The organism is Echinicola marina, from assembly GCF_020463795.1.
Classification (GTDB): Bacteria; Bacteroidota; Bacteroidia; order Cytophagales; family Cyclobacteriaceae; genus Echinicola; species Echinicola marina.
The window spans coordinates 3,883,119-3,898,170 of record NZ_CP080025.1 but is presented as its reverse complement, the minus strand read 5'-3'; the positions used below and the strand labels follow the sequence as shown (position 1 = coordinate 3,898,170).

10 protein-coding genes are annotated in these 15,052 nt (G+C 40.4%); 2 read left to right on the top strand and 8 right to left on the bottom strand.

Annotated features, from left to right (window positions below):
* Nucleotides 1–17: 17 nt before the first annotated feature.
* The gene (locus KZP23_RS23040) at nucleotides 18–140 is read right to left on the bottom strand and encodes a hypothetical protein (protein ID WP_262904683.1); all 123 of its coding nucleotides are present in this window, start codon (nucleotides 138–140) and stop codon (nucleotides 18–20) included.
* A 477-nt stretch (nucleotides 141–617) separates the two neighbouring features.
* Between KZP23_RS23040 and KZP23_RS15595 the strand changes: the two genes are divergently transcribed.
* Nucleotides 618–1,667 carry a LacI family DNA-binding transcriptional regulator gene (locus KZP23_RS15595; protein WP_226332719.1) on the top strand — a complete coding sequence of 350 codons (1,050 nt, stop codon included), beginning with the start codon at nucleotides 618–620 and terminating at the stop codon, nucleotides 1,665–1,667.
* Nucleotides 1,668–1,739: 72 nt separating this feature from the next.
* On the opposite strand, the gene KZP23_RS15590 is transcribed toward KZP23_RS15595, so the two are convergent.
* The 7 genes from KZP23_RS15590 to KZP23_RS15560 all read right to left on the bottom strand — a co-directional run bounded on the left by KZP23_RS15590 (nucleotide 1,740) and on the right by KZP23_RS15560 (nucleotide 12,051).
* Nucleotides 1,740–2,945, bottom strand: a complete 1,206-nt coding sequence (locus tag KZP23_RS15590) for a purple acid phosphatase family protein (protein WP_226332718.1) — start codon at nucleotides 2,943–2,945, stop codon at nucleotides 1,740–1,742.
* Nucleotides 2,946–2,949: 4 nt separating this feature from the next.
* A complete protein-coding gene (locus tag KZP23_RS15585; RefSeq protein WP_226332717.1) occupies nucleotides 2,950–3,807 on the bottom strand; it encodes an endonuclease/exonuclease/phosphatase family protein in 858 nt (285 codons plus the stop codon).
* Nucleotides 3,808–3,867: 60 nt separating this feature from the next.
* Nucleotides 3,868–4,839, bottom strand: coding sequence for a discoidin domain-containing protein (locus tag KZP23_RS15580; RefSeq protein ID WP_226332716.1), 972 nt, complete (start codon nucleotides 4,837–4,839; stop codon nucleotides 3,868–3,870).
* A gap of 17 nt (nucleotides 4,840–4,856) precedes the next feature.
* The gene (locus KZP23_RS15575; protein ID WP_226332715.1) at nucleotides 4,857–6,686 is read right to left on the bottom strand and encodes a RagB/SusD family nutrient uptake outer membrane protein; all 1,830 of its coding nucleotides are present in this window, start codon (nucleotides 6,684–6,686) and stop codon (nucleotides 4,857–4,859) included.
* A 38-nt stretch (nucleotides 6,687–6,724) separates the two neighbouring features.
* Complete coding sequence (locus tag KZP23_RS15570) at nucleotides 6,725–10,060, bottom strand: SusC/RagA family TonB-linked outer membrane protein (RefSeq protein ID WP_226332714.1); 3,336 nt, start codon at nucleotides 10,058–10,060, stop codon at nucleotides 6,725–6,727.
* Between the two features lie 81 nt (nucleotides 10,061–10,141).
* Nucleotides 10,142–11,107 (bottom strand): FecR family protein, encoded by a 966-nt coding sequence (locus KZP23_RS15565; RefSeq protein ID WP_226332713.1) that lies wholly within the window; start codon nucleotides 11,105–11,107, stop codon nucleotides 10,142–10,144.
* Between the two features lie 371 nt (nucleotides 11,108–11,478).
* Nucleotides 11,479–12,051, bottom strand: a complete 573-nt coding sequence (locus KZP23_RS15560; RefSeq protein ID WP_226332712.1) for an RNA polymerase sigma factor — start codon at nucleotides 12,049–12,051, stop codon at nucleotides 11,479–11,481.
* A 551-nt stretch (nucleotides 12,052–12,602) separates the two neighbouring features.
* On the opposite strand from KZP23_RS15560, the gene ppsA reads away from it, so the two are divergent.
* Complete coding sequence (gene ppsA, locus KZP23_RS15555; protein WP_226332711.1) at nucleotides 12,603–15,026, top strand: phosphoenolpyruvate synthase; 2,424 nt, start codon at nucleotides 12,603–12,605, stop codon at nucleotides 15,024–15,026.
* Nucleotides 15,027–15,052 lie beyond the last annotated feature (26 nt).

Genomic DNA, 15,052 nt, shown 5'->3' with positions numbered 1-15,052 from the left:
ATAGTTCAGGTTTATTTTTAGGCATTTCTATTGATCTCAAAATGGGCTTTATTTGTTTCCACTATTCTAATCTTTTCTACAGGAGAACAAAGCTCTTTCGCATTTACAGGACCTTCCTCTTCACAATCAATATTCAGCATTTTCCATCAATCCTGCATACTGGTTTATGGGGCATACACCATTGGGATATCCTGCTTTTCCCACTATCTCCACTCACAATACCAGCATTACAAACCTGAAAATAAATTTCAATTTATGCAATCGGTTTCATTTTTATTTTAAGAATTAACAAAAAATATTCTAATCTGCAAATAAGCTAAAACGATCAATTTTCAGCTCTAATAAGCAAATCAAGCCCTTCACCTATCCCCTAAAAGCAGGTGCATATAAAATAGTATTAACTAAAAAATTTAAATATATTATGAAATAAATGAAACCGTTTTCATTATCATATGCTAATTTTATACCATGATAATGTACTGCCTAAACAGGGCTTTAATAACTTTGACATTGGGCACTTATTTAATACTTAATACCGGTCTGATCTAGTAATCATTAAAATGCAAAAAGACCTGAAATAAAAAAGAGAAGGGCTACTCACCAAAGGCATAATTAAGATGAGCAAAGAAATAACAATTTATGATATAGCCAAAGAAACAGGGGTCTCCCCTGCTACTGTGAGCAGGGCATTGAACAAACACCCCGCAGTAAAGGAAAAGACCAAGAAAAAGATTTATGAGGCCGCAGATAAATTAGGCTATCGTTCCAATATCTTCGCCTCCAACCTCCGTAGCAAATCCACACATAATATTGGTGTAATCGTCCCTAGGCTCAACAGTCCCTTCCAATCTTCCGTGCTTGCGGGAATGGAAAAAGTGGCCAATGAAGCTGGTTTCAACCTGATCATTAGCCAGTCCCTTGAATCTGAAGATAAAGAAAAGTCCAATGCCAAATCGATGTATAATAGCCGTGTAGATGGCTTACTGGTGTCCTTGGCCAGCAGCACCAAAGAAATAGCCCATTTCAAACCATTCCTCCAAAAGGGCACCCCTGTGATCTTCTTTGATCGCGTGGCAGAAGAAAGCAATATGACCGGAGTAATGATAGACAATTCGAAAGCAGCTTATCATGCCGTTAAACATCTGATTGATCAAGGCTGCAAGAACATTGTGCATGTTTTGGGCAATCCTCAGATAAATGTATATGCCGACAGACTAAAGGGCTATAAATATGCTTTGATGGACAATGGCATAGCCTTCGAGGAGGATAATATCATTATATCTGATCTGAACGAAACCGCAGGTATAGACATTTCCCGAAAAATCCTTTCTATGAATCCCTTACCAGATGGGCTCTTTGTATCCAATGACAGCTGTGCCGCAAGCTGCCTGATCCAACTTAAAAAAGCTGGCGTAAAAATCCCAAAGGACATGGCCGTGGTGGGCTTTAATAATGACACCGTCTCCAGGCTAATAGCCCCTAATCTCACCACTATCAACTACCCCGGCTACGAAATGGGGGAAATAGCCATGAAAAACCTGATTACCCGACTAAATGAAACCGGAGACGATGTTTTACAAAATACCAATACAATCACCTTAAAGGCAGACCTTATCATCAGGGATTCTTCATTAAGAAAGAAAAACAGAAATAACATCCATCATTAGAAGCTTACCACAACAGACAGCTCAACCAAGCATTCATCCAATGGTCAGAAGCCCCTCCCGGAGCCTTTTCTGCTAACCCTTCACCACATTCTCCCCTACCACTTCTCCCTGATCGTTGAGCATTTTGATATACAACCTTTCAAGATTGGCATCCAACTGGATCAAAGTCCTGCTACCAGTCTTAGGACCACCTCCTATAATGATTGGATAATTATGTTCGGCATTGGCCTTATGAATTCCATAACGGTGGGTATGGCCTGAGATCACCATATCGATCCGATGCTTTTCAAAAATGGGAGAAAACACCTCCCTGCAATGGGTGGTTCCATGCCAGTCGCCAGAATGATAAGGAGGAATATGCATTAAGACAACTTTATATTTACAGGTGCTGTAAGCACTGTTTTCCAACTCATTTTCCAGCCATGCAGCCTGCTGTTCTCTGAAAGCATCAAAATCAACCATTCCATGATAAGCCTCATGATCATCTTCCTTATCCTCTCCTGAATCCAAAACTATAAAATGTACAGGTCCTTGTCTGAAAGAAAAATAGTACTCATTTCCTTCGTAATCAAAATAATCTTTAAATTGCCTCGCATACCTTCCTCTCGTTTCATGATTTCCCCTAATCATTATAAAGGGCTTTTCACTGGCAAACAAACTTGTACATGGCCTTATCAGATGGTCTATCAACTGCTGTTCGTCTGACTGGTAATCAAACATATCTCCGTTCAGCGCAACAAAATCATAATGAAAGTCCTTGTTCAATCCTAACAATTCTCCAAATGAATAGGGTCGGTCATGAATATCGTTCAAGATAATACATGAGACAGCTTCACCAGTTGCTGCAGGAGTGCTAAAATGATATACTTCTCCTTGAATCTCCTCTCCAAATTGTTGGTCATAGGGTTCAAACTTGATCAATGGCTTGGAAACAACCCGGTACTGATAATTTGTATTGGGCTTCAGGCCTTTCAGTTGAACTTTATTCAAACGGTTATTGGCCTGGATAAATCCATCTATCTTTGTAAATGCCTTTTTATCACAACTTTCTTCACCATACTGTACCCAACTCAAGGAATTCTCTTGGGTGATAAACATGATACTTACCCCATCTTCTTTCAAATTTTGAAGATAGGGTGCTGAATAATTTTCAGTCCGAATGGCTTCATTTTTGGACAGTTCAAAACTGGCTGAAGCAGGCGTTGCAACCCCGAATATGGCTGCTTTCCCAAGACCATTGATGAACTTTCTCCTACTTTTATTGGCACTTTTTTTCATGATCTTAATCCTGTTTTAAATTAAATGTGGCTACAACTGGGAAGTGATCCGATTCTCTGTCGGCCCAATCGAAAACACCATAGTTTTCTACTCTAAGTCTATTTATACCCTTGTAAAAAATATAATCGATGGTCCGGTTTGGCTTGGAGGTGGAAAAGGTATGCTGACTACAGTTATTGTTCTTACATCCAAGAACGAGGGTCTGCTTTATGATAGAAATGGTTTCTGAATCTGGCACAGCATTAAAATCACCACCCAGAATCATAGGTCCGTCAAATTGCTTCACGATATCATTCAACTCATGTGCCTGTTTCAACCTGTTTTGTTCATTACCTAAATGGTCCAAATGAGTACTGGCAAAATAAAGTCCCTGCCCCTCTATAGCTACCTTGATGACAGCCACGGAACGCTGCTCTCCTCCCAATAAGGGATCCACACCCATATTAAATGCGTGCTTGGATTCAATAGGGAATTTTGACAGTATCGCATCTCCATATTCACCACTTCCCAAATCCATTGCCTTGGCAAAGAAATATTCCATCCCACACATTTCCCCTAATTCCTTGGCAATATCTACCTCTTTACCGTTCCTCTCTGTAAACCGGTCCACTTCTTGTAACGCTACCAAATCAGGATTTGACTCCTTTATTACCGCCGCTAATGCAGCCAAATCAGGAATCCCTCCCTGCCTTGCCCCATAAATATTGTAAGACATGGTTTTGATTTTCAGACCATTGGTCTTTGGCTTGTCCGGGACTACAGCCTCTTCTGCACTACATGCTGCCAGCATTAAGATTATTAAAACCTTGGTCACCCAAGGTTTTAATAATCTACTTATCTTTCTTCCTGTTTCTTTCATCATCTATGATTGCTACAAATAACATAACCTTATGGAGCAAATCCGCCCCATACGGCATTAGGCCTAGAAAGCTTCAATCTCTGCTATATGCGTTCTATAAACATCCTGATGACTTGCCTTGACGGTAATCTTAAAATACCTGGCTTCCAAAACTTCAGGAAAGTAAATGGTGTTGGATGCTGTATTTTCCAAAACATAATCCAAGGTTCCTGTCCAGTGCTCTCCATCTGTACTCACTTCCACATATATGTCCCTTGGATTGCCATTTCCCCCAATTTGATTGGTCCTCCCAAAGAGCTCAAGTCCATGAATGGGCTTTGTCTCATTCATATCAATGACAATATAATGAGGATGGCCTGGCCTGTTCCCGTTCTCATCCCTCCTCCATTGGCTGTGCCAAAAAGTATCCAAACTTCCATCAATGGCATGATGAGCACGCCCACCTGTAGTTGGACCATCATTCTCATCAGATGAAACATCCATTATTGTCCAGTTTTCTTGGGAAAATTTGGTAAAAGGATTCTCTTCATACCTGCCTGTAACAAGTAGGTAAACAGTTTTAAGATCCTCATTAATTTGTGCTTGTCCATCCACTTCAGAAATAGAAACAGGAAGTATATGGGGCCTAAGACCGGTAAATCTTAAAGGGTTAAACTTAATAATTGCATTCCCACTGCTATTTTCCCCTTTAAGGATAGTCAGCACATCATTTTCCAATTCGTAGCTATCCTCGGGCATTAACGGATAGTTGGTTCCATTATTTTCATTATACTCAGCAGCGAGCTGGGGTTCTACAAGTAATTTTACCTGCAAGTCATTTTGAGGCAATGTCAGCCCTCCATAACCAACCCCCAAAGGAATAGGGAACCACTCATCTTTTACAGCAACCGTAAAACCAACTGGATTTTCGACAGCAGCACTGATATAAACCTTAGAATAATCACTACTATTGGGCACCTCTAAATCCTCTATTTCGCAAGCAGAAAGCAAGCACATGAGGCCCAAAAACCAATTATTTTTAAATTTTGAATTCATTTTTCTCATGTTTTCTATTACCATCCTGGATTTTGGACACAATTTGGATTTCGTTCAATTTCTGCTTGGGGAATTGGAAACAAATAAAAAGCCTTCCTAAATATCCTGTTTTCAAAAATCGTCCTTTGGAAAAATGCCGGATCAGTAGCAAAATTTCCTGCATTGACATTCATTCCCCAAAAAGGCCCCGCATCGGTTTCTTCAGCAATCTTCCACCTCCTAGTATCGAAGTACCTCAAATGCTCCATGGCCAATTCAATTCGCCTTTCCCTCCAAATCCGTTCTCTCATACCACTCTGCCCATTGTCAGATAAATGGCCGGGAATTCCTCCCCTTTCCCGTATCAAATTCAAATAGGCCAAGACCGCTGTATTTCCAGGATCATATTCATTTAATGCCTCCACATAGTTCAAAAGAATTTCCGCATAACGGTACATCACATGTGGCCTTGAAACATATTTGGATTCACGGGGATTACTGTCTGGATGTACATTTTTTCTAAACAAATAACCTGTCTCTGAATAATCATGAGAACCTCCTTTCCCTGACTCGCCATTATACCATAATTCTATTTCCCTTACGCCCAGACTAGATGAAGTGTTGATCCAATCGCTACCACTATATGTAACTGAGGCATAAAAACGAGGCTCTCTCCCCACATACATATTAAAAGTATTTGCTTTGGTATACCCCTCAGCTTCTTCACTAAAACCATCTTCTGTATAACCTGAAGCAGTGTTGATTATTGGGGTACCATCATTTTGATAGCCCAATACAGGTACTTGTCCATTGGCCATATGATAGGTATCCACTAATTTTTGAGTAGGCCCCATACTGGCATAACCGTTGGCCAGGCGCGGAGTAAGTGACCTTTCATAATTGGAAAGGGAATTACTGTTTCTGGAAAGAATCCATTCAGCGTTCCAAGGTTTCAAAAAGAGATTCCTGTATGACAGCAAAGGATCCAATTCTCCATTTGAATCATATTCTTTGTACAATGACAATACGCCCAAATCAATAATTTCTTTTGCCGCATCTGCTGCCCGCTTCCACTTGGACGCATCATATTGGGTGTTCATCAAGCTGGTACCATCCTGATTTTTGAAGTCATTATAATCACCATTACCATTAAACAAAGGGCTGGCCGCATAAAGTAGCATCCTACTTTTCACTGCCATGCACATTAATTTGGTCGCTCTCCCATAATCCTGGTCAGGCTGATCGGTATAGTGCAAGGGCAAATCTTCCGCTGCCATATCCAACTCATCGACAATATAATCAACACACTGGTCAAAAGGGGTACGGGCAGCTTGCATCAGCGGATCCTCTGTGGACAGATCAGGATCAATAACATCCTCTCCCAGAATAATCACCGGACCATATTGTTTAAGAAGCTCAAAATAAAAATAAGCCCTTAAAAACCTCGCTTCTGCCTTATATTGAATGATAAGTGCTGGTCCTGCCCTATCCTGAAGTATCTGCTCATTACCATCTATATTATTCAGAAAAGTCGTCGCAGACCTTATTCCCTTATAATAATGATTCCAGAACACCCAATAATTGGAAGCGGCACTCCAGTTTCCCAAATTTACACGAAATGGATTGTTTTTCTGGGACACATCAATATCATCAGAAATCACATCCCATGGCGTATTGTTCGTTCTATGGGCTTCATCCCTAAGATAATTGTATACATTGGCCAAATAGGATTCCGATAAGTCTTTTCTATTAAAAACTTCTTCCAAAGTCATGATATCATCCGGGACCTGGTCCAAAAAATCTTCATTACATCCCTGTATGAAAACCATCAGAAAAGCCATAACCCAAGAAAACTTATACTTATTCATGCTTATAAATTCTTTATTGCTATTCATCGTAATTGCGGTTAGAATTTTAAATCAATTCCCAAGGTATAACTGGAAACATTTGGATACCTGGCACCTCTTCCATCCCCTAACTCTACATCCCAAAAATCAAATGGACTCCAGGTCAGCACATTATAGCCCGTCAAAAACAAACTTGCATTATCTAGCTTCAGCCGATCAACAAACGTTTTGGGAAGATTATAAGTCAATTGCACATTTTTTAATCGTAGGTATTTACCGTTTTTTAACCACCAACTACTGGTAGCATAGTTACTATTGGGGCTTCCATCTGACAAACGTGGATAAAAAACATCTTGACGGGGATCTTCCACAGTCCACCTGTCCTCAATATTGCTCAATAAATTGCCCCTGCTCATAGAAACCATAAATGGCATAAACCCTTCTCCATTCATAAAAATATCTACATTCCCTACACCTTGGAAAAGTGAAGAAAGGGTGAAATTCCCATAACCCAAGGTCAGACCAAAACCATAAACGATTTCAGGAACTGTTCCGTATCCGATGGGAATCCTATCGAAGTCATTGATCAAACCATCTCCGTTAACATCCTGAAACTTAATATCCCCCGCTTGCACCAATCCAGGATGCACAGGGCCGTTATTGATCTCTTCTTCGCTTTCAAAAAGTCCTAAAGCATTATATCCAAAACGCTGCCCTACCTTCCTGTTCTTTTGGTCTAACCATGGATAAGTCGGATCAGGTTTATCATTTTCAATGACCTTGTTTCTGCTAAAGGTGAAATTACCCAGTGCTTTTAAATGGAATTTTTTAAAACGTTTGGAAAAGGTCAAAGAAGCATCTATCCCTTTATTCTCTATTATTCCCAAGTTGCCATATGGTGCACTTTGTAAACCAACATAAGCTGGAACAGCTTCCCTGTTCAGAAAAATCCCCTCACGTAGCTCTTTGAAATAATCAACCTGCAAGTTCAGGTCATTGCCTAGGCTATACAAATCAACACCTATATTGGTTTTGGTTGCGGTTTCCCAAGTAACATCTACACCATAATCCCCAATATCATAGCCCCCATAATTATTGTTCCGCTCCTTTCCATAAGAATATCCGCCTGTTTGATCAATGGTCGTCAGATAAGCAAAACGCCTCCCCACTATCTGACTGTTACCCACTTTGCCATGGCTAAAACGGAACTTAAGCATGGGAATCACGTCTTTCAACGGCTCAAAAAAACTTTCCTCACTCGCTACCCATCCTAAGCCCATCGCTGGGAAGAATCCGAAACGGTTCTCAGGATTGAAATTTTCCGATCCGTTATAACCAAAATTCAATTCCAAGAAGTACTTGTCGGCATAACCATAGGTACCACGACCGGAAATCCCCAAATACCGATAGGGCAATGAACTGTTAAAATCTCCGGCTTGGGAATTTAACTTATCACTTTTATTGAACAATAACATTCCTGTTACCTCATGCTTATCGTCAAAATATCGATCGTATTTTAAAGCAGCTTCCCAGTACAAGGTCCTTTCGCCGGAACTGTTCCTAGAAAAACTTAAATACCGCTCTCCTCTATAGGTTTCCTCATATAACATATTACCGTCTTCATCCCTCCCTGTTGCCAAAAAAGTATCCGGCCTCTTCGTCCTTCTCATACTGGTATAATTATATACATCAAAAGAAAACATGGCAGTAGCTGACAAACCCTTTATGGCTGGAATTTCCTGTGTGACTCTTAAATTGGAAAACAACTGATTTCTCCACTGGTTAGCATATCCCGTAGCAGTAAGGTGCCCCCAGGGATTAGCCAAACTCCCTTGTCTTTGATCGGCTATAGCACCATTTTCGTAGACAACAGGATGCACCACAGGAGTCATATAAAAAGCATTTTCAAAAATGGTCGCTTGCCCAGAACCGGGATAATTGGCATTGGCAAGATAACCTTGTATCCCTAAATCTACCTTGGTGGTATTGGAGGCTTTAATACCCAAATTGGCCGTCAAATTATATCTCTTAAAACCTATTTGATTGTTATAGTTAGCAGCTTCTCCTTGTTTATATAAGCCTATTTCATCAAAATAACTGGTTCCTACATAGAAAGTAGTATTCTCTGATCCTCCACTTATATTGAGATTGGCCCTTCTTTGATGTCCAAAATCATTGAACAGCTCATCCATCCAATTTACATTGGGGTACAGATAGGGATCTGTTCCATCTGCGGTCATCTGAATGACATCCTCGCTGTATATGGGTACTCCGCCTCGGTTACTAATCGCCTCATTGGACATACGCATATAGGTAGGTCCATCAGCAAACTCTGGTAACTTGGTGAATTTGGTCAGTCCTTCATAATAGCGAAAAGAAAATTTCGGCTTGCCTACAGCTCCGCTTTTTGTCTTAATAATGATCACACCATTTGCTCCCCGTACACCATAAACTGCCGTCGCAGAAGCATCTTTCAACACCGTGAAGCTCTCAATATCTTCAGGATCTACATTGGCCATAACTCTAGGAACTCCATCTACCAAAATAAGTGGTTTGCTTAAACTTTGGCTAAAAGTAGAAATCCCCCGGATCCAAATATCTGAATCATCAAAACCAGGTTCGCCCGTTCTTTGGACCCCAACCACCCCAGAAAGTCTGCCGGCAAGCGAATTCGTCAGGTTACCTGAGGGAATCTGCAAATCCTGCGCCTCTACGGTAGACTGCGCACCTACCAAACTGACTTTTCTTTGGGTACCAAAACCTACCACCACCACTTCATCAAGGGAAGTTTCATCCGCTTCCAATCGGATATCGATCTTGGATTGACTTTTAACGGTCACCTTTTGGGTTTTAAATCCCAAATACCCAAAAACCAATACAGCTCCTTCATCTACACTGATGATATAATTACCGTCCACATCTGTTATTGTTCCTTTGGTGGTCCCTTCTACCGACACAGATGCTCCAGGAAGGCTTTCTCCTTCCTTTGTACTCACCTTGCCTGTCACAGTAACTTCTTTCCGGATGGCCGCTTTCAATTGCTTTTTCCTACTGAGGCCAATAGAATTATTGACATGTTTGAATGCATAATCTGATTGGTCTGAAACACGCTCCAATAGGCGCTTTAAATTAATTTTCCCCGGATTTACTGCTATGGAGGTCCTCAGATCAAGATCTCCCCTATAGGAAAAATAAAATTCCGACTGGTCTTCAACTATTTTAATTAATTCTAAAATCGTATAATGATGATCTTTTATATTAATCATCGTCTCTTCGATTTCTTGGGCCCTAAGGTTTCCCGCTAAACTAAGCGAAACACTGAAACCTATCATTAAAGCCAAACAAAGCATTCTCGTTGTTATCCGCATAAGCAGGATAATTAGGTTTTTTTTCATAATTTAGACTTGTTCTTGAGTTAAAGTAATGTCCTTAATTGCTTTAGCCATGATTTGGTAGGGCTGTTGCAGCAGCTCTACCTATTCACATGCTTCCGAAATAATTTTTACAGTTGCATCATTGATTTCATATTTTATTGGGATTGAAAAACTTATTACTTCCAGAAGTTCACTGAGTTTGAGATTACTATAGGTTCCTGTGAGCAAGCATGTATTTTCGGGGCTTACTTTCAGATCAATTTTTACCCCATACCAATTTCCTATTTTGCTCGCTACTTCATCCAAATCATCATTATAAAAGACCAATTTATTCTCCATCCATCCGAATACTTCCAACGGATTTTTAATTACCGAATGTCCTAGCGTATTTTCTACCAGCAGGGCTTGCTCACCTTGCTGTAAAACCACCTCATCCTTTATTCCATATGCCACTTGTACCCGTCCAGATTTTACCGCAACTGCTTCTTGCCCACCAGGCAGCGCATCTATTACAAATGAGGTTCCCAATACGGTAGTCTTAAGGCTTTCTGTGCTAATGGTAAAAGGTGAAGCTTCATTCCTTTTCACTTCAAAAAATGCCCTTCCTATTAGCTTTACATTTCTCTGTCCTTCAAAATTATCAGCTACAAGCAGCTGAGTATGACCATCTAAGACCACCTTGCTTCCATCACTGAGTAATACTGACTTTCGTTCACCTTTACCTGTACTATATTCTATATAGGATAAATCATTGGCTCCCTTGGGAAGAATATAAAACAATACTGAAATCGTTGCAGCCAACAATACCACAGATGCGGCAATTTTACGCCATAAAAAACGAGGTGAATTGATCCTAGCTTTATTATTTTCGATCTTTTCCAAGGTTTCCTGATAAAATTTCATTTTGAAATCTTCCTTCGACAGATCACTATAAACCACAGGAAGCACTTCCTCAAAGGAAGTATACCACTGATCCAGAATCATCTTCTCTTCAGCTGTTAACTTTCCTTGAAGCGCTTTATCTATCAGCATTTTTAATTCACGAGGATGAGGTCTCTCTTCTTTCATATATAGGTAAGTGAGAAAAATTAAAAATCACTACCTCCATTTTAGATGAATTATAGGTTAAAAGGCATGGTTCAAGCTTAACAAATTATTAACAATTAGCATCAATCATTGCATTTCCCTTAACCTAACACTTAAAAAGAACCAGCAATAAAATAATAAACTACAAAAAATTAAAATTTCAATATATTTTATTTTTTTGGTGAAAAACATAAAATTATAAGACACAACATCAAGTATTTAACAAAACATCAAGGTGTTTCTATCCAGTTTTCTGAAATAATAAGCTGAAATGATCTACCGCCATCAATTTGTATAATCAAACAAAGACGCACTGCATAGAGGAAAATGCAGTTTTTTAACAATTGGTCTCACTACTCCAATAGCCCCATTAAAAACAAAATAACAACAGGACTATAATCTTTCAGTTCCGTCCTAAGGGTGGAAAGTGTCTTATGAAGATTATTGAAAATAGTCTGCTCAGAAAGGTTAAGTTTTTCTGCTATTTCCTGACTACTCAAACCATCATAGCGACTCATCCTAAAAATAAGCTGCTGTCTTTCTGGTAATTTGTCCAAAGCAATCTCAAGAGTGTCAAGCAATTCATTAAAAGCAAGGTGATTATCAGTATCACTATGCTGAAAAGCCCTACTGATATCAAATTCCTCAAGCATCCTATTTTGTTGATAAACCTTTAGGACATGGTATTTTACCGCGGTATGAAGGTAGGATTTCAAGCTGCTTTTAATTTCCAAACTATGTCTACGATTCCAAATATCTGCCAGTATCTCCTGTACGATATCCTTGCTGAGATCTTGGGATTTTATTCTTTTTAAGGCAGCAGCAAACAATGATTCCCAGAAGTGCTCAAATAGTACACGAAATGCCATAGCATCGTTGTTCTTTATCCTATCTAATATTTCCTTATCGCTGCTGTAAGTATACATCCAAAAATTTTTAACCAAATTAAATTAATCATTTCACCTTAATTAACATGATCATTGTTATCATTTTATTAAAAAAAACATCTGAATCACCTACTAAATCATTACACTTTGAAATTTAATTCCATAAAAACATCAACCAAAACCTATAATATAGACTATTTTAGGACATATTCCCATGTATAAGTCCTAAAACAAATATTGTTAATCTCTTAAAATTAACACGAAAGATCCCACATAATCCAACCTCTCCCCCTACCTCAAAGTAGTACCAAAGCTAGGGCAAAGCTATATCAAAGCTAGGGTAAAGCTGGGTTTGGGCTATAAAATCTTCAGTTTTTCTTATTTATCACCTATTTTATAAGGCTAAGCTTCTCCCTCCCCCCCTTATTGCATTCCCATTCCTGACTCAGCTCATACCCCCATACTGTATTCCTATTTCAATTTTTCATGATGATACTGATCATCATTCAAGGCAATTGGCATCATTTGAACTGAACTATAATCAAACTAGATTGAATAGATCAACACAGACTTAAGCCAGAACGCTATCCATGTCAGCTCCCCCAAATTCATATTGTATCCATTTTAAGGATATCTCCAACAAGGACATTCAAAAGGTAGGCGGCAAAAACGCTTCCCTTGGAGAGATGACCCAAAAGCTTCAGCCGCTGGGTATCCATATCCCGGAAGGCTTCGCCATCACTGCTGATGCCTATTGGGAATTTATACACTTCAATCAGCTCCTCGCTCCCCTGAATGAACAATTGCAAAAGCTAGACTTGGAACAGTTAAGCAACTTGGCAGAAATCGGTAGCCAATGCAGAAAAATCATCGCCGCTGGGCATTTTCCACAAGAAATCAGTTCAACCATCCACCTGGCTTTTAACCAACTGAACCATAAAGGGCTGAGTTTTGCTGTTCGCAGCAGTGCCACAGCCGAAGACCTTCCGACAGCCAGTTTTGCAGGACAGCATGATAGCTTTCTGCACATTACTGACTTTCAAAAACTCATCGCAGCAATCCAAGCATGCTATGTCTCTCTATTTAATGACCATGCCATCAAATACCGCATAGACCATGGTTTTGACCATATGAAGGTAGCCCTCTCCGTGGGGGTCCAAAAAATGGTCAGGTCCGACCTATCCGCCGCAGGCGTAGCCTTTACCCTGGAACCGGAGACGGGATTTGATCAAATAGTTTATATTACCGCGGCCTATGGACTGGGTGAAAATATCGTGCAGGGTGCCGTAAATCCTGATGAATTTTATCTGTTCAAACCATTCTTGGCGCAAAACAAGGCTAAGCTGCTTTTTAAAAAATTGGGGCTAAAACAAAACAAGATGGTTTATGCAGAAGAAGGTCCAAAGCCTATCAAAAACATCCCTTGTACCGATATAGAAAGGAATAACTACTCCTTGACGGATACAGAAGTAAAAAAGCTGGCCATGGATTGTCATCAAATAGAACAACACTATGGCATGCCCATGGACATAGAATGGGCAAAAGATGGCAATACAGGAACCATCTATATTGTACAGGCACGGCCGGAAACCATCCATTCCCAAAAGGACAAAGACCAATTGCATGAAATCGAATACCAAATAAAAGCCAAGCCAAAGCCATTATGTTCCGGCACGGCAGTGGGCAGGGCGATCATCTCAGGACGGGTCTGCCTGGTCAACAGCTTGGCGGACGAGGCCAAAGTCCAACAAGGTGATATCATCGTAGCAGACATTACCAGTCCAGACTGGAATTCCTTATTGCGCAAAGCAGTGAGCATTGTGACCAATAAAGGGGGAAGAACCAGCCATGCTTCCATTGTGGCCAGGGAACTGGGCATTCATGCGGTGGTGGGCACCCAAAATGCCACGGAAATATTAAAAGACGGACAGATAATCACCGTTTCCTGCGTAGAGGGAGAAACAGGCCATATCTATAATGGAAAAATCAGCTGGGAAGAAAAAGCCCTCACCATTCCCCGACAACTAAGTACAAATACCGAGGCCAAGTTTATTTTGGCCAATCCCTTTCAGGCCTTCCGCTTAGCGAATTATCCCAATTTGGGTGTGGGCCTATTAAGGATGGAATTTATCATAGCCGATGTCATTGGTATTCACCCCATGGCCTTGGCGCGATATGACCAACTTCCTGCTGGTCCTGAAAAAACAGCAATTGAGCGAAAAACGGCACTTTTCAAAGACAAAAAACACTATTTCACTACTAACCTTTCCCAACACCTGGCTTTGGTGGCCGCAGCCTTTTACCCCAAAGAGGTCATCGTACGCATGAGTGATTTCAAAAGTAATGAATATGCCCAGCTACTCGGTGGCAGCACTTTTGAACCCTTGGAAGAAAATCCCATGCTGGGCTTCAGGGGAGCTTCCAAGTATTACCACGAAAATTATAAAGCTGGATTTGCACTGGAATGTGAAGCCATTAGAATCCTGAGGGACGAAATGGACATGACCAATATCAAAATCATGATCCCTTTTTGCAGAACCCCCGAAGAAGGCAAGAAAGTCTTGAATACCATGAAAGAATTTGGCTTGGAAAGAGGCAAAAATGGCCTTGAAATATATGTTATGGCCGAGCTTCCCTGTAATGCGGTGCTTGCCGAAGACTTTGCCGATTTATTCGATGGTTTTTCCATTGGCTCCAATGATCTGACCCAACTTGTACTTGGCGTGGATAGGGATTCCACCATCATCCACCATTTATTCGATGAAAGAAATCCCGCAGTAAAAAAAATGATTTCCCAGTTGATACAGACCGCACATGCTAAGGGAATAAAGGTGGGGCTGTGTGGACAGGCTCCCAGTGATTACCCAGCCTTCACCCAATTTCTTGTCACGGAAGGAATAGACAGTATTTCTTTCAATGCTGATGCCCTCTTAACGGGCATTGAAAATATCAGCAAAGCGGAAAAGCTACTAAGTAAGCCTTCCTTGAACAGACCACCTTTGTTAAAGCGATAATACCTCCTTACATCCAACCCCTTGAA

Excerpts from the sequence above, each read along its gene's own strand:
- KZP23_RS23040 (WP_262904683.1), bottom strand. The coding sequence starts at position 140 with ATGCTGAATATTGATTGTGAAGAGGAAGGTCCTGTAAATGCGAAAGAG.
- KZP23_RS15560 (WP_226332712.1), bottom strand. The coding sequence starts at position 12,051 with ATGTATACTTACAGCAGCGATAAGGAAATATTAGATAGGATAAAGAAC.
- KZP23_RS15580 (WP_226332716.1), bottom strand. The coding sequence starts at position 4,839 with ATGAATTCAAAATTTAAAAATAATTGGTTTTTGGGCCTCATGTGCTTG.
- KZP23_RS15585 (WP_226332717.1), bottom strand. The coding sequence starts at position 3,807 with ATGATGAAAGAAACAGGAAGAAAGATAAGTAGATTATTAAAACCTTGG.
- KZP23_RS15590 (WP_226332718.1), bottom strand. The coding sequence starts at position 2,945 with ATGAAAAAAAGTGCCAATAAAAGTAGGAGAAAGTTCATCAATGGTCTT.
- KZP23_RS15575 (WP_226332715.1), bottom strand. The coding sequence starts at position 6,686 with ATGAATAAGTATAAGTTTTCTTGGGTTATGGCTTTTCTGATGGTTTTC.
- KZP23_RS15570 (WP_226332714.1), bottom strand. The coding sequence starts at position 10,060 with ATGAAAAAAAACCTAATTATCCTGCTTATGCGGATAACAACGAGAATG.
- ppsA (WP_226332711.1), top strand. The coding sequence starts at position 12,603 with ATGTCAGCTCCCCCAAATTCATATTGTATCCATTTTAAGGATATCTCC.
- KZP23_RS15565 (WP_226332713.1), bottom strand. The coding sequence starts at position 11,107 with ATGAAAGAAGAGAGACCTCATCCTCGTGAATTAAAAATGCTGATAGAT.
- KZP23_RS15595 (WP_226332719.1), top strand. The coding sequence starts at position 618 with ATGAGCAAAGAAATAACAATTTATGATATAGCCAAAGAAACAGGGGTC.